Here is a 17,241-nt window from a genome sequence, read left to right as displayed (position 1 = left end):
CTCACCCGACACATATCTGGTTACAGGGACGTGGCGGGCCCACCATTCATTTGCGAGGGATTCTCCGATGTCGACCGCTACCAGCCTTGCCCAGATCCTGCCAAGCGCAGCGCCGCAACCGCTGTATGAGTTCACCGATTCGCCGCTGCTGGTGCGCCAGCAACAACAGGAATCCAACGCCCGCAGCTACCCACGACGCCTGCCCCTGGCACTCAAGCGCGCCCGTGGCTTGTATGTCGAAGACGTCGAAGGCCGCCAGTTCATCGACTGCCTGGCCGGTGCTGGCACCCTTGCCTTGGGGCACAATCATCCGGTGGTGGTCGAGGCGATTCAGCGCGTGCTGGCGGACGAACTGCCGCTGCATACCCTCGACCTGACCACGCCGGTCAAGGACCGCTTCGTCCAGGACCTGTTCGGTATCCTGCCTGAAGCCTTGCGCCGCGAGGCGAAGATCCAGTTCTGCGGCCCGACCGGCACCGATGCGGTGGAAGCTGCGCTGAAACTGGTGCGCACCGCCACCGGGCGCAGCACGGTGCTGGCATTCCAGGGTGCCTACCACGGCATGTCCCAGGGCGCATTGAGCCTGATGGGCAGCCACGGGCCGAAGAAACCCCTGGGCGCGTTGCTCGGCAATGGCGTGCAGTTCATGCCGTACCCCTACGACTACCGCTGCCCGTTCGGCCTGGGCGGTGAGGCGGGTGTGCGGGCCAACCTGCACTACCTGGAAAACCTGCTGCTCGACCCGGAGGGCGGGGTGCCGCTGCCAGCGGCGGTCATTCTCGAAGTGGTGCAGGGCGAAGGCGGGGTGATACCGGCTGACATCGAATGGCTACGCGGCGTACGGCGGATCACCGAGCAGGCCGGGGTGGCGCTGATCGTCGACGAAATCCAGAGCGGCTTTGCCCGCACCGGGCGGATGTTCGCCTTCGAGCACGCCGGCATCGTCCCGGATGTGGTGACCTTGTCCAAAGCCATTGGTGGCAGCCTGCCGCTGGCGGTGGTGGTGTACCGCGAGTGGCTGGACCAATGGACCCCAGGCGCCCATGCCGGCACCTTCCGCGGCAACCAGATGGCCATGGCCGCAGGTTCCGCGGTGATCGATTACCTGGTCGAGCATCGCCTGGCCGAGCACGCCGAGGCCATGGGCCAGCGTCTGCGCGGCCACTTGCAGCATCTGCAACGCCAGTACCCACAGCTGGGCGATATTCGCGGGCGCGGCTTGATGCTTGGGGTCGAGCTGGTCGACCCGCAAGGCGCCCTGGATAGCTTGGGCCATCCGCCGGCAGCGCGCGAGCTGGCCCCCAAGGTGCAGCGCGAGTGCCTCAAGCGCGGCTTGATCCTTGAGCTGGGTGGTCGCCATGGCGCGGTGGTGCGCTTCCTGCCGCCGTTGATCATCAGTGCCGAGCAGATCGACGAGGTCGCAGAACGATTTGCCGCGGCGCTGGCAGTAGCGGTGCGCAGTGCCTGAACAGGTTTTGCCCAAGTAACGCGGGCGGCCTGCCCGTGATGAAGACGATTAACGCCAATGCGCGGCGCACGCCACCTTAGCCGTGGCGTGTGACGCGGATGGGGAGACACAGATGAGTGAACTTGCCGATATCAAGATGCGGCCATTGATGCCTGAGCGCGGCTCGCTGCCGCTGCTGGTCGAAGCACCTGAGCCAGGGCTTGGGCTGCTGGAGAGCTTCGACGAGCTCAAGGAGATCGTGGCGCAGCACCTGGATCACTGCGCAGGGATATTGTTTCGCGGTTTCGAAGTGGGTGAGGTCGCGGCGTTTCGCGAGTTCGCCCAGGCGTTCGGTCATCCGCTGCTCAATTACGAGTTCGGTTCCACCCCACGCAGCAATGTGACCCAAGGGGTGTATACCTCCACCGAGTACCCGGCGCACCAGAGTATCCCGCTGCACAACGAACAGGCCTACAGCCTCGACTGGCCGATGCGTATCTGGTTCTACAGCGTGATCGCCGCCCAGACCGGCGGGCAAACGCCGATCGCCGACAGCCGCGAAGTCTACCGGCGGATGCCGGCCGACATCCTCGAACGCTTTGCCAGCAAGCGCCTGATGTATGTACGCAACTATGGCAATGGCCTGGATGTGGGCTGGGAGCAGGTGTTCAATACCGAAGATCGCAGTGTGGTCGAAGCCTACTGCCGTGCCCACCACATCGAGTGGGAGTGGAAAGACGACGGCGAACTGCGCACCCGTCAGGTCTGTCAGGCGGTGGCCACTCATCCGTGGACCGGCGATCAGGTCTGGTTCAACCAGGCGCACTTGTTCCACGTTTCCAATCTACCGGCCGAGGTGCGCGAAAGCCTGCTTGAGATCGTCGACGAGGAGGACTTGCCACGCAATGTCTACTACGGTGACGGCACGCCCATCGAGCATGAACTGCTCGAGCGCATTCGCGCTGTACTCGACGAGTGTGCGATCAGCTTCCCGTGGCAGGAGGGCGACGTGCTGATGCTCGACAACATGCTCGCCGCTCACGCTCGGGCGCCTTTCACCGGCCCGCGCAAAGTCGTCGTCGCCATGGCGCAGGGCTACAGCGAGAAAGCGCGCTAAGCGCTCATTCGCACGGCTCCCGCCGTACGCCACCGTGTCAGGTGGCGTACAACCTGGCGCTTGCACACAGGCCTGGGCCACGCCGCTAAATTCACTTCTCATCTGCTCGTTCTACTGAAAACGCTTTGCCCAAGGCCGAGCCGCAGATCAGTAAGGACCGACAGTATGAATGCCCAAGATTCACTCAAACTGGCTCGACGCTTCATCGAGCTGCCCGCTGGCAAGCGTCGTCTGTTCCTGGATGCGATGAAGGGCGAGGGGGTGGATTTTGCCCTCCTGCCGATCGCGGCGGGGGTCCAGGTGCCGGCCCGCGACAGCCTGTCCTACGCCCAGCAGCGCATGTGGTTCGCCTGGCAGCTCGATCCGCACAGCGGCGCCTACAACCTGCCCCTGGCGGTCAAGCTGCGCGGCGTGCTTGACGTGCCCGCCCTGCAAAGCGCCATCGACACCCTGGTCCAGCGCCACGAGGCGCTGCGCACGGTGTTTCGCGAAGCCGATGACCAGGTGCGCCAGTGCGTACAGGCGCATCTGAAGGTCGCGGTTCAGCTGCTGGACCTTGGCCACCTGCAAGGCCAGGCGCAGCAACAGCGCATCGAGTCGACCTGCGCGGAAGAATCGGCAGCGCCATTCGACCTGGTCAATGGGCCGCTGATGCGCGTGCGTCTGCTGCGCATCGGCGAGCAGGAGCATTTGTTGCTGATCACCCTGCACCACATCATTGCCGATGGCTGGTCGCTGGGCATCCTGATCGACGAATTGGTCAAGCTGTACGATGCGGCTAGCGCCGGGACCGCACCGGCCCTGGCCGCGCTGGACATCCAGTACCGCGACTTTGCCCTGTGGCAGCGCAGCTGGCTGGAGGCCGGTGAGCAGGAGCGTCAGCTGGGCTATTGGCTGGCGCACCTTGGCGACGAGCACCCCGTCCTGCAACTGCCCAGCGATCGTCCGCGGCCAGCCCGCCCCAGTCATCGTGGCGAGCGCTTGGAGGTGGCGATCGAAGCGGACCTGGCCGAGCGCCTCAAGACCCTCGCCAAGCGCCACAACGTCACCTTGTTCGTGGTGCTGCTGGCAGCCTTCAAGACCTTGCTGTATCGCTACGGCGGGCATGACACGGTGCGCGTCGGGGTGCCGATCGCCAACCGCAATCGCAGCGAAGTGGAAGGGCTGATCGGCTGCTTCATCAATACTCAGGTCCTGCAGACCCGCATGGATCCGACCTATGACACCGCCCAGCTGCTGGGCCAGGTTCGCCAATGCGCGACCCAGGCCCAGGCCCACCAGGACGTGCCGTTCGACAAGTTGGTCGAAGTGCTGGGGGTGGAGCGCAACTCGGCCCATGGCCCGTTGTTCCAGGTGCTGTTCAACCATCAAGCGCAGGTGGCCGACGTAGGCGCCATCCAGACCGGCTCCGGCCTGGTTCTGGAGAAGCTCGACCTGCGCAAGAACATCGCCCGTTTCGACCTGACGCTGGACACTGTGGAAGTGGCTGGGGAGCTGCGCGCGGCCTTCAGTTATGCCCTTGACCTGTTCGACCAGGCAACCATCGCCGGCATGAGCCAGGACTGGCTGCGCCTGCTGGCCGCGCTCAGCCAGGATGACGGCTCGGCACTTGGCGATTGGCCACTGGCCGCTACGCCAGTGCCGCTGCCGTCGATCGAGCGAGTCGCGCCGCTGCCGGTTCATCAGCGCTTTGCCCAAGCGGCGGCGGCGAACCCGGATCGCCTCGCGGCCGTCAGCAGTCACGGCTCGCTGAGCTATCAGCAGTTGGAGCTGCGCGCCGAAGCGCTGCGCCTTGAACTCCAGGCATTGGGGGTCGGTAGCGAGCAGGCGGTGGGGCTGTGGGCTGATCGCTCGGTCGACATGCTGGTTGGCCTGCTGGCGATTCTCAAGGCGGGCGCTGCGTATGTGCCGCTGGAGCCGGGCCAGCCTGGGCAGCGTCTGGCGTTCATGCTCGATGACGCTGGCATATCCCTGGTCGTCGGGCCGCAGGGCGGCATGGACAACCTTGGCCCACAGGTGCAGCAAGTGGCGTTCGATGCGCCTTGCCCAGATCAGGCGCCTGCGCTGCAGGCGCCGGCGTCGGTGCAGGGCGACAACCTTGCCTACATCATCTACACCTCAGGCACCACGGGCACGCCGAAGGGCGTGGGCGTGTCCCATGCGGCCTTGGCCAATTACCTCGATGGCTTGGCCGAGCGCCTGCCCTTGGCTGCGCTCGAACAGCTGGCGATGATCTCTACCCCCGCCGCCGACCTCGGCCATACCATGCTGTTTGGCGCATTGAGCACGGGTAAGACCCTGCACCTGTTGCAACGTGATGCGGTGCTGGACGCCGATGGTTTTGCCAGCTACCTCGATGATCAAGCCATCGACGCCCTGAAAATCGTGCCCTCGCACCTGGGGGCATTGCTCGATGCCTGTGGCGATGCGCGGGTACTGCCGCGCCGCTGCCTGGTGCTGGGGGGTGAGGCCTGCCCAGCGGCGCTGTTGTCGCGGATCGCCGCGTTGCGCCCTGAGCTGAAGATCATCAATCACTATGGTCCGACCGAAACCACCGTCGGTGTGCTGACCGCCGAACTAGTGCCGGGGCAGGTCGCCCAGCTGGGCACGCCGTTGCTCAACAGCCGCGTACAGGTCCTCGATGCATCGCTGCAGACCGCACCGGGTCAAGCCAAAGGCGAGCTGTGCATTTCCGGGGCCGGTCTTGCCCGTGGTTACATCGGCCGCCCGGGCTTGACTGCGGAACGCTTCGTGCCAGATCCGTCGGGCGCGCCAGGGGCGCGCATGTACCGCAGTGGTGATGCGGTCAGCCGTGATCGCGAGGGGCGCTTGTTGTACGTCGGCCGGCGTGATCAGCAAATCAAGATCCGTGGCTATCGGGTCGAGCCGGGTGAAGTCGAGGCCTGTCTGCAGGGGCTTGAAGGCGTCGAAAAAGCCCTGGTTCGACCGCGGGCCCAGGCCAATGAGTTGCAACTGATCGCCTACGTGGTCGCGCCTTTGCTGGTGCAGCGCAGCGCCGATCAGGCCACGGCGCAGGACACCCTGCAGCGGGCGCTCAAGGCGACCGTGCCGGAGCACATGGTTCCCGCGCGCGTGCTGTTTCTCGACAGCCTGCCGCTGACCGCCAATGGCAAGGTCGACCTGGCCCGTTTGCCACAGCCGGAGCAGGAATGCCGGGCGCCACACTATGACCCGCCCGTCAGCCCATTGCAGATCGGTCTGGCAGGTCTGTGGCGGGAGGTATTGGCGGTCGAGCAGGTTGGGCTGGGCGACAATTTCTTCGCCTTGGGCGGCCATTCGTTGATGGCCACGCAGATCGTCTCCCGTGCCCGGCGCCAGCTGGGGATCGATATCCCGTTGCGGCTGTTGTTCGACACTGGCGATCTGCGCCGCTTCAGCGAGGCGGTCGCAGCACTCGGCCAAGTCAGCGATGCGCCGATCATCAGCTTGGCGCGCGACCAGGTGCTGCCGGTGTCCCATGCCCAGTACCGGCAGTGGCTGTTCTGGAAAATTCATCCGCACAGCTCGGCGTATCACACCCCCATGGTGGTGCGCATTCGCGGCGCCTTGGACCAAGGCGCGTTGAGCGCTGCCATCAATGCGCTGGTGCAGCGCCATGAAGCCCTGCGCACCCGCTTCGAAGAGCGCCAAGGGGTGCCGGGCCTGCGCATCAGCGAGCAACTTGAGGTCAAGCTTGAGCAGCAGTGGCTTGGCCAGTTGCCGGACGAGGCGCTGACCGCGCTCTTGCAGGCCGAGATCCAGCGCCCGTTCGACCTGGCCGCAGGGCCGCTAATACGGGTCAAGCTCTATCAAGTCGACGCCGATGAGCACCTGTTGCTACTGACCTTGCATCATATCGTTTCTGACGGCTGGTCGATGGGCATCATGGTCCGCGAGTGTATTGCACTCTACAACCACCATGCCAAGGGCGCGCCGCTGCCGCTGTTCGCAGCCCTACCGGTGCAGTATGCCGACTATGCCAGCTGGCAGCGCGAGCGGCTTGGCGAAGGGCAGATGGAGGATCAGCTGGGTTACTGGAAGGCACGCCTGGAGGATGACTTCAGCGTGTTGCAGCTGCCGGCAGACCGACCGCGCCCGGCGGTGCAGAGCTATCGGGGCGGGCGGTTGGACATTCACCTGCCCGCCGCATTGACCGCAGGCTTGCGTCAGCTGGCGGTGGCCGGCAATGCCACCTTGTTCCATGTCTTCCTGGCTTCGTTCGCGCTGCTGCTGGCCCGTTACAGTGCCAGTGAGAAGATCAACATCGGCGTGCCGATGACCAACCGTAACCGGCTGGAGCTCGAGGGCTTGATCGGCTTCTTCGTCAACACCCTGGTATTGCGCCTGGAGGTGGACTACAGCACCAGCTTCGAGCAGTTGCTGGCCCAGACCAAAGAAGCCAGCCTGCAAGCCCAGGCCAACAAGGACGTACCGTTCGATGCGCTGGTCGAAGCCTTGCAGCCTGAGCGTGGGCTGGGCCACAACCCCTTGTTCCAGGTGATGTACAACCACCTGCGCGACCTCGGCGAGCAGGTCACCGGCCAGAGCCTGGATGGCCTGGTGGTCGAGGAGGTCGACCTGGACGAGGGCAGTTCGCAGTTCGATGTATCGCTCGATACCGTGGAACGATCCGACGGCGTGCTGGCAACCTTCACCTATGCCTGCGACTTGTTCGACCGGGCGCGTATCGAGCGGATGGGCGAGCACTGGCTGAACCTGCTGCAGGCCCTGGTGGTCGCGCCTCAGGCGAGTCTGGACCGCTTGGCCCTGGCTTCGCCGCAGGAGCGCCGGGTGGTTGAGCAACAGTGGTCGCAGGGGCCGGCCGGGCCCTTGCTCGACACCGCGTTGGCGCACCGCTTCCAGGCGCAGGTCGCGCAGACCCCCGACGCCATCGCCGTGCTGCATGATGGCCAGCACTGGAGCTATGCCGAACTCAACCGGCGCGCCAACCGCCTGGCCCACCGCCTGCAGGCCTTGGGCGCAGGCCCTGAGGTGCTGGTCGGGGTGGCGCTGGAGCGGGGCCTGGAGATGGTCGCCGGACTGCTGGCGATCCTCAAGGTCGGCGCGGCCTATGTGCCGCTGGATCCTGATTACCCGGCCGAGCGCCTGGGCTACATGATCGAAGACAGTGGCCTGGCCTTGCTGCTCACCCAAACTGGCCTGAGCGAGCGTTTGCCGGTGCCTGCTGGGGTCACTCGACTGTGCCTGGATCAGCCCTTCGAGGGCGCCATCGAAACCAACCCGAGCGTGCTGATCGAGCCGGCTTCGCTGGCCTATGTGATGTACACCTCAGGCTCCACCGGCCGCCCCAAAGGCGTGGCGATCAGCCAGGGTGCGTTGAGCCAGCATGCGCAGGTGTCGTTGGGCTTTTTCAATCTCACAGCCCGCGATCGGATCCTGCAGTTCGCCACGTTCAACTTCGACGGCTTCGTCGAGCAGTTGTATCCGGCGCTGATCTGTGGCGCCTCGGTGGTTATTCGCGGTCCTGAGCTGTGGGACAGCGAGCGCTTCTACCGCGAGCTGATCGCCAACGACATCAGCGTGGTGGACGTCACCACGGCTTACTGGTTCATGCTTGCCAAAGACTTCGCCGAGCGAGGGCCGCGCGATTACGGGCGGCTGCATCAGTTCCATGCCGGTGGCGAAGCGATGCCGCCAGAGGGGCTGGCGGCGTGGAAAGCGGCAGGCCTGGGGCATGTGCACCTGCTCAACACCTATGGCCCGACCGAGGCAACGGTCACGGTCACCGCCCACGACTGCACGCCTTATCTGGGTGATCCGGCGCCTGCGTTGCCGTCGGTCATGCCGATCGGTGCGGTACTGGCCGGACGCTCCATCCACCTGCTGGACAACAGTGGCGGCACGGTACTCAACGGCGCCATTGGTGAGTTGATGATTGGCGGCGATCTGCTGGCAAGGGGTTATCACCGTCGCCCCGCACTGACTGCCGAGCGCTTCATTCCTGATCCATTCGGCGCCGACGGCAGCCGTTTGTACCGCTCCGGTGATCTGTCTCGCTACCTGGAGCAGGGCAGCATCGAATACGCCGGGCGCATCGATCATCAAGTCAAGATCCGCGGTTTTCGCATCGAGCTGGGCGAGGTGGGCGCGCGCCTGATCGAGCATGAACGTGTGCGCGACGCGCTGGTCATCGACATCGAGGGTGCCCTGGGCAAGCAACTGGTCGCCTATCTGGTGCCTGCCGACCCTGCCGTGGCCCAGGCCGACGCGCAGACCCAGCAGGTGCTGCTGGCAGAGTTGCGCGCGCAGCTGCAGGGCAGCTTGCCGGACTACATGATCCCGGCCTGCCTGATGTGGCTGGCAGAACTGCCGCTGAGCCCGAATGGCAAGCTTGACCGCAAGGCCTTGCCGCGCCCCGACCTGACCCAGCGGCAGGCGCGCTATGTGCCCCCGCAGACCGCCACCGAACAGCAGGTGGCGGCGATCTGGGCCGATGTGCTGCGCGTCGAGCGCGTCGGGCTCGACGACAACTTCTTCGAACTGGGCGGCCATTCGCTGCTGGCTGCCCAGGCCATCTCACGTATCAACAGCCAATTGGGCATCGATATGCCGATCCGCCTCATCTTCGAAACCCCGCTACTGGGGGCATTTGCCCTGGCGCTGGAAAGCGCGGGCCAGTCCCTGAGCGAAGAAGGCCTCGCCGATATCGAGCAACTGATGAATGAATTGACGGAGGCTTGAACATGGACAAGACAACTGCTGAACGAATTGCCAAGCGCTTCGTCGCACTGCCGCTGGAACAACGTCGCCAGGTGCTCGACAAGATGAGCGCCAGTGGCCAGAGCTTCAAGCTGCTGCCGATCGCTGCCACCCGCCACGAGGTCGCGCGGATCCCGCTGTCGTATGCCCAGCAGCGGCTGATGTTCCTCTGGCAACTGGAGCCGACCAGTGCGTTCTACAATGTGCCGATGGCGGTTCGCCTGGAAGGTGAGCTGGATGTTGCGGCCATGGCCAAGGCCCTGGAGTTGCTGGTGCAGCGCCATGAGACCCTGCGCACCCGCCTGGTAATGGAGGAGGGCGAATGCTACCAGCAGATCCTCGATCAGTCGCCGGTGGCCCTGGCGCAGGTCAAGGTGGCCGAGGCTGACCTGGATACTATGGTACGCGACGAGCTGCGCCGTCCGTTCGATCTGTTCAATGAGCCCTTGCTGCGGGTCAAGCTGTTCCAGGTCGACCCCAGCCATCATGTATTGACGGTGTGCATGCATCACATCATCAGTGACGGCTGGTCCAGCGAACTGATGGTGCAGACCTTCGTCTCGTTCTACGATGCCTTGGTCGCCGGCCAGCCGGTCAACCCTGAGCCGCTGGCGATTCAGTACGCCGACTATGCGATCTGGCAGCGCGCCTGGCTCGAAGCGGGCGAAGGCGAACGGCAGTTGCAGTACTGGCAGGCGCAGCTGGGCAGCGAACAGCCGCTGTTGGACCTGCCGCTGGACTTTCCACGCCCGGCTCAGCCCAGCTATCAAGGCGCCGTGGTCCGCGCCGACCTGCCGCCGGCACTCTCCAGCGCGCTGCGCAGCCTGGCTCAGAGCAAAGGGCAGACGGTGTTCATGGTCCTGCTCGGGGCGCTGGCGGTGGTGCTGTCGCGTTACAGCGGTCAGGACGACATTCGCATCGGCGTGCCCAACGCTGGGCGTAATCGCAAAGACCTCGAAGGCCTGATTGGCTTTTTCATCAATACCCAAGTGCTGCGGGTCCAGGTCGATGAACAGGCGACCTTCGACAGCCTGCTCGAGCAGGTCCGGCAAGTGGTAGCCGAGGCCCAGTCGCACCAGGAGCTGCCTTTCGAGCAGTTGGTCGATGCGCTGGCCCCTGAGCGTAACCTGAGCCATAACCCGCTGTTCCAGTTCAAGCTCAACCAGAATGTCGCTGGCGAGGCGGCTGGCAGCGAGCAGAGTAAGACCCTCAGCGGCCTGAGCGTGGCGGAGTATCCACTGAGCGGCGCCGACGCCCGGTTCGACCTGGCCTTCGACTTTACCGACAGCGGCGAACAGATCCAGGCGTACTTCACCTATGCCACTGACCTGTTCAAGGCCAGTACGATCGAACGCATGGTCGGCGCGCTGCATGCGCTGCTGCAGCGCCTGGTCGATACCCCCTCCAGCCGCTTGCTGGCTCATAGCGAAGGCCAGCGGGCACTGCTGCCAGGTGAGCAGGCCGAGTTCCCCTGTGAAGACTTCCTGGCCCTGTGGCGCCAGGCCGTGCAGGGCGCTGGCGAGCAACCCGCAGTGCGTGCTGGCGCCCAGCAACTGAGCTACAGCGAGCTTGACCGGCAGTCCAACCAGCTGGCCCACCATCTGCAAACCCTGGGGGTGGCACCGGGTGACCTGGTTGCCCTGTGCCAGGAGCGCTCGGTCGAATGGGTGATCAGCTTGCTGGCGGTGCTCAAGGTCGGCGCCGCGTTCCTGCCGCTGGACAGCGCCCAGCCAGTCGAACGGCTGGCGCAGCTGGTCGGCGACAGTGGTGCGGTCCTGCTGCTGCGAGATCCGCAGGTTGCCCTGAGCGGTTTTGAGGCTTGCCCTGCGTTGCCATTCGCTCCTGACGCCTGGCGGCATTGCCCGGATTCGCCGCTCGATACCGCCGTGGTGCCTGCCCAGCCGGCCTATGTGATCTACACCTCAGGCTCCACCGGCCAGCCCAAGGGCGTGGTGGTGGCGCATGGCACCCTGGCCAACTATGTGCAGGGCATCGAGCAGCGCTTGCAGCTGCCAGCTGGCGCCAGCATGGCGATGGTTTCCACCGTGGCCGCCGACCTGGGCCATACCGTGCTGTTCGGGGCGCTGGCGGGTGGCCGTCTGCTGCATTTGCTGTCGCGCGAGCACGCGTTCGATCCGGACGCGTTTGCCGGCTACATGGCCGAGCACCAGGTCGATGTGCTGAAAATCGTCCCAAGCCACCTGCAAGGGCTTCTGCAAGCAAGCGAGCCGCAGAAAGTGCTGCCGCGCCAGCTGTTGATCGTCGGGGGAGAGGCCTGTCCATGGTCGTTGGTGGAAAAGGTCGCTCAGCTCAGGCCTGACTGCCGGGTGGTCAACCACTATGGCCCTACCGAAACCACCGTCGGCATTCTCAGCCACGAGGTCACCACGCTTGAGTCCGGTACGCGCACCGTGCCGGTCGGCAAGCCCTTGCCCAACAGCCATGTGTGCTTGCTCGATTCGGCGCTGAACCCGGTTGCCGAGCGGGTTGCCGGTGAGCTGTATCTGGGCGGCAAGGGCGTGGCTCAGGGCTACCTGGGCCGGCCGGCGATGACTGCCGAGCGATTCGTCCCGGACCCGACCGGCGTTGGCGCGCGCTTGTACCGTGCTGGCGACCGGGCCCGTTTGCAGCAGGGCAAGGTGGAGTTTCTTGGCCGCGCCGATGAGCAGGTGAAGATCCGTGGCTATCGCGTCGAGCCTGGCGAGATCGGCGAGTTGCTGCGTGGCCTGCCCGGCGTGCAGGACGCGGTGGTCGTGCCGATGGCGCTGGAGGGCGACCCGGAGCGCCTGCAACTGCTCGCCTATGTGGTAGCCCCCGCGAGCTCGCCAACTGAGTTGCTCAGCCAACTGCAAGCGCGCCTGCCTGACTACATGGTGCCCGCCCACGTCGTAATGCTCGAGCGTCTGCCGCTGACCGCCAACGGCAAGCTCGACAAACGCGTCTTGCCCAAGCCGGAAACTGCCAGCAAGGCTTACGTGGCACCGGTCGGTGAAATAGAAGAAAAGCTCGCCGCGATCTGGGCCGATGTGCTCAAGCTGGAACAAGTCGGCACGGGCGATAACTTCTTCGAACTGGGTGGCGACTCCATCCTCAGCCTGCAGATCATCGCCCGGGCCAAGCGCCAGGGGATCAAGCTGTCGCCCAAGCAATTGTTCGAGAAGCAGAACATCGCCGCGTTGGCCCAGGTGGCCAAGCTGGTGCAAGACAAACCCAAGCCCGCCGCTGTCGCGACGCCAGAGGCGGGCGGGGCGCTCGCCCTGTTGCCGATCCAGGCGCGCTTCTTCGACACCGCCATCGAACAGCGCCACCACTGGAATCAGGCCGTGTTGCTCAAGCCGTTGCAGCGCTTGCAGCCCGAGGCGCTGGACCAGGCCCTGACGGCAGTGCTCAACGAGCATGAAGCCTTGCGCCTGAGCTTCACCTGCAATGACCGCCAGTGGCAGGTCGAGCCACGTCGGCAGGCTATCGAGGCCGTGTTGCAAGTGGTCACGCTGAACCAGCCGTCGGCGCTCGAAGCGCATGCCACCCAGATCCAAGCCAGCCTCAGCCTGGAGCGTGGCGAATTGGTCAGGGCCGTGCTGTTCGAACTGCCTGGCGGTCAGCAGCGGCTGCTGCTGGCGATCCATCACCTGGTGGTCGATGGGGTGTCCTGGAGGATCCTCCTCGAGGACCTGCAAAGCGCCTATCAGCAGGCCAGCCAAGGCCAGCCGATCAGCCTGGCGGGGCGCTCTGCCAGTTGCAGGCAGTGGGCGCAGCGGCTGACCGAGTATGCGCGCAGCGATGCGTTGCTGGCCGAACGCACCTATTGGTTGCAAGCCTTGAGTGAAGAGGATGCGCAGTTCCCCTGCGACATCCCGGGCGCAGCTGCCACTTTGCGTGAAGCAGCCCATGCCAGTTCGCGGCTGGACAAGGCCATGACCCACAAGCTGCTAAAGGTTGCCCCGGCGGCCTATCGCACCCAGGTCAATGACCTGCTGCTCACCGCCTTGGCCCGCGTACTGTGCCAATGGAGCGGACAGCCAGCGGTGAGCATTCAGCTCGAAGGCCACGGCCGTGAGGACTTGTTCGACGACCTGGACCTGAGCCGCACGGTCGGCTGGTTCACCAGCTTGTTCCCGGTGCGCCTGAGCCCGCAAGGCAGTGTCGGCGACAGCATCAAGCGCATCAAGCAGCAACTCTGGCAGGTGCCCAACAAAGGGATTGGCTATGGGGTGCTGCGTTACCTGGGGGATGCCGAGTTCGCTCGCCAGCTGGCCGGCGTCGCCCAGCCACGCATAACCTTCAACTACCTGGGGCAGTTCGACCGCAGCTTCAGCGAGGACTCTGGTGCGCTGTTCGTGCCTGCCGGGGAAAGCGCCGGGCGCAGCCAGGGCGAGGATGCACCACTGGGCAACTGGCTCAGCGTCAACGGCCAGGTCTATGACGGCGAACTGCGTCTGGACTGGACCTATAGCCGCGCCATGTACCGCGCAGAGACCATCCAGGGCTTGGCCCGCGCCCTTGAGCAGGCGCTGGAAGAGGTGATCATGCACTGCCTGGAGGATGGCGCCCAGGGCGTGACCCCGGCTGATTTCCCGTTGGCCGGCCTGACCCAGGAACAACTCGATCGCCTGCCGGTGGCGGCGCGCGACATCGAAGACATCTACCCCCTGTCACCCATGCAGGAAGGGCTGTTGATGCACACCCTGCTGGAACCGGGGTCGGGTATCTACCTGATGCAGTACTGCTACCAAGTCGACCATGCAATCGACATCGACGCCTTCAACCAGGCCTGGAAGACAGTCATCGCCCGCCATGATGTCCTGCGTACCTCGTTCTGCTGGGACCTGGGCGAGCGCATGGTGCAGATTGTCCATCGGCATACCGAGCCTGCCTTGCGGGTGCTCGATTGGCGCCACCTGTCGCCCGCCGAGTACGAGCCGGCGCTGCAGGCCGAGCTTGAACAAGAGTTGCAGCACGGCTTTGCCATGGACAAAGAAGTGCCGTTCCGCCTGCGCCTGATCCAGCTGGCGGCGGACCGCTTCGGCTTTGTCTTCAGCAACCATCACGTGCTGCTCGATGCCTGGTGCCGGATGGGGGTGGTCGATGAGTTCTTCAAGGTCTACCAGGGCTTGCTGGGCGGGCAGACGGTGCACTTGCCGACGCCGCCGCGTTACCGCGATTTCATCGCCTGGTTGCAGCGTTGGGACCGTGACGCTTCGCGCGGTTTCTGGCGCCAGGAGCTGGCGGGCTTCGAGCGTCCCACCGCGCTGCCGTTCGACCGTGCGCCGTCGCGCGAGCAGGCTAAGGGCAGCGTCGCTGACCAACTGGTGTACCTGAGCCGTGAGCAAAGTGCCCAGCTGGCGCAGCGCGCCCAGGCGGCGCAACTGACGGTCAATACCCTGGTGCAAGGCGCCTGGGCGCTGTTGCTGCAGCGCTACAGCGGTGATCGGGATGTGCTGTTCGGGGTCACCGTGGCGGGCCGACCGGTCGAGTTCCCAGAGATGCAGACCACGGTCGGGCTGTTCATCAACAGCATCCCGCTCAGGGTGAAACTGCCAGGGGCGCAAGCAGGCCTGAGCGCCAAGGCTTGGCTCAAGTCGCTGCTCGAATACAACCTGAACCTGCGTGAGCACGAGCATTTGCCGCTGGTCGACATCCAGGCGTGCAGCGAGATCGGCAGTGGACAGGCGTTGTTCGACAGCCTGTTCGTGTTCGAGAACGCGCCGGTGGAGTCCAGCGTCGGTGCGCAGGCGTCGAGCATGAAGGTCAAGGCGGGCAGCTCGCGCACCCACACCAACTACCCGATCACGGTGGTGGTCTATCCAGGAGAAGTGCTGGGCCTGCACCTTTCATATGACCAGCGCCTGTTCGATGGCGACACCATCGCGGTATTGCTGGCCGACTTCCAGGCCCTGTTGCTGGCCTTGAGCGAGCAGCTCGATGCGGACTTCCACCAGGTAGCAGCGCGGCTCCAGGAGCGGGCCCCGGTGACCCCAGAGGCCTTGCCGCAAGCGCTGCAGCAGGGCTATGCGCGGCTCTTCGATGCCACCGTGGCGCGGGTGCCGCAGCTGCCAGCGGCCCGTTGCAGTGGGCGCCAGTGGAGCTATGAGGAGCTGGATGTGCAGGCCAGCCGCCTGGCGCTGAGGTTGCAGGCCGCTGGGGTCGGCGCCGATGGCCTGGTTGCGGTGTTGGGCGAGCGCGACCTGTCGCTGCTGGGCATGATCGTCGGTGTATTCAAGGCCGGCGCGGGCTACCTGTCGCTGGACCCGTCGCTGCCGCTGCGGCGCCTGAGCGAGGTGCTCGGCCTCAGTGGCGCGGCGCTGTTGGTCTGCGACCAGCGCTGCGCGCCGTTGGCCCAAGCGCTGCTCGCCGAGCTGGACCAGCCACCGGCGCTGCTGGTGTGGGAGCAGGTGCAGACGCTCGCCTCGCGTGCACCGCTCAAGCCATTGCCCGAGGCAGCCGGCAAGTTGCTGGCGTACGTGATCTTCACCTCCGGCTCGACCGGTGTGCCCAAGGGGGTGATGGTGGAGCAGGCCGGCATGCTCAACAACCAGTTGAGCAAGCTGCCCTATCTGGGGCTGCAAGAGCATGACGTCATCGCCCAGACGGCCTCGCAGAGTTTTGACATCTGCGTGTGGCAGTTGCTCACGGCAGCGCTGTGCGGTTGTCGTGTGGAGATCTTCCCCGACGCTGTCGCCCAGGACCCACAGGCATTGTTGCAGCAGGTCGAGGCCACGGGGGTGACGGTGCTTGAGTGCGTCCCGGCGATGATCCAGGCGATGCTGGAACTGCCGGCCCGTGCGCTGCCCAACTTGCGCTACCTGCTGACCACGGGCGAGGCCATGCCACCGGCCCTGGCCCGGCGCTGGCGCGAGCGCTATCCGCAGATCGAATTGGTCAATGCCTATGGGCCGGCCGAGTGTTCCGATGACGTGGCGCTGTACCGCGTGCTCGATGATGCCCCGTCCGTGCATCTGCCGATCGGCACGGCCACCGATCACAACCGTCTGTACGTGCTCAACGACCTGCTCGAACCCATGCCGGCGCGTGCTACCGGCGAGCTGCATGTGGCTGGCGTGGGGGTAGGGCGCGGCTACCTGGGCGACCCGGTGCGCACGGCCTTGAGCTTCGTGCCTGATCCGTTCAGCCACAGCCCGGGTGAGCGCTTGTATCGCACCGGCGATCTGGCGCGGGTGCGCGCCGATGGCCAGGTGCTGGAGTACGTAGGGCGGGCCGACTTCCAGGTGAAGATTCGCGGTTACCGGATCGAGCTGGGCGAGATCGAGTCGCGACTGCTGGCCCACGAGGCGGTGCACAGCGCCGTGGTGGTGGATGTGCAGGTGGCCGGCAGCAAGCAGTTGGTCGCCTATTGGGTGCCCCGGCAGGTGAGCGCGCAGGCGATTGAGCTGCGCGCCGTGCTCGCCGAGCACTTGCGCAGCAGCCTGCCGGGCTACATGGTCCCCGGCTTGTGGGTGATGCTCGACAGCCTGCCGCTGACTGCCAACGGCAAGCTTGACCGCAAGGCCTTGCCAGCCCCGGATGCAAGCACTTCGCAGCAGCAGTACCAGGCGCCGGTCACCGCCGTGCAGCAGCAGTTGGCACAGATCTGGAGCGAGGTGCTGGGGGTCGAGCGCATCGGCCTTGACGACGACTTCTTCGAGCTGGGCGGGCATTCGCTGCTGGTGGTGCAGGTGGTGGCCCGGGTGGGCAACCAGATGAGTACCGAAGTCAGCCTGCGCGAGTTGTTCGAGCAGCCGACGCTGGCGGCGTTCAGCGAGGTCGTTGCGGCCCGGCAGGGACATGGCGAGGTGATTCAGGACGAGTTGGCTAAATCCTTGGCAGCCTTGAAACGTCTTACTGCAGAGGAGATCGACGAGTTGACCCTGTAGCGCGGTTGGCCAGGCCCAGGAACCACCCTGGGCCTGGCCTGGCTCGTCAACTTCAGTACACCCAGAGCCGGCTCCTGTCCGGCTCT

General features: G+C 65.3%; 4 protein-coding genes. All 4 read left to right on the top strand.

The features are described from left to right. The first annotated feature begins 67 nt into the window (after nucleotides 1–67). The 4 genes from OIU19_RS10815 to OIU19_RS10800 all read left to right on the top strand — a co-directional run bounded on the left by OIU19_RS10815 (nucleotide 68) and on the right by OIU19_RS10800 (nucleotide 17,155). On the top strand, nucleotides 68–1,468 hold the full coding sequence (locus tag OIU19_RS10815) for an aspartate aminotransferase family protein (RefSeq protein WP_264234991.1): 1,401 nt from the start codon (nucleotides 68–70) through the stop codon (nucleotides 1,466–1,468). 112 nt (nucleotides 1,469–1,580) lie between these two features. After that, nucleotides 1,581–2,564 (top strand): TauD/TfdA family dioxygenase, encoded by a 984-nt coding sequence (locus tag OIU19_RS10810; protein WP_264234990.1) that lies wholly within the window; start codon nucleotides 1,581–1,583, stop codon nucleotides 2,562–2,564. A 165-nt stretch (nucleotides 2,565–2,729) separates the two neighbouring features. Further along, the gene (locus OIU19_RS10805; protein WP_264234989.1) at nucleotides 2,730–9,266 is read left to right on the top strand and encodes a non-ribosomal peptide synthetase; all 6,537 of its coding nucleotides are present in this window, start codon (nucleotides 2,730–2,732) and stop codon (nucleotides 9,264–9,266) included. A 2-nt stretch (nucleotides 9,267–9,268) separates the two neighbouring features. Then, nucleotides 9,269–17,155, top strand: coding sequence for a non-ribosomal peptide synthetase (locus OIU19_RS10800; protein ID WP_264234988.1), 7,887 nt, complete (start codon nucleotides 9,269–9,271; stop codon nucleotides 17,153–17,155). The last annotated feature ends 86 nt before the right edge of the window (nucleotides 17,156–17,241 follow it).

Source organism: Pseudomonas sp. BT-42-2 (assembly GCF_025847435.2).
Lineage (GTDB): Bacteria > Pseudomonadota > Gammaproteobacteria > Pseudomonadales > Pseudomonadaceae > Aquipseudomonas > Aquipseudomonas urmiensis.
This window is presented reverse-complemented; position numbering and strand designations above follow the sequence as displayed.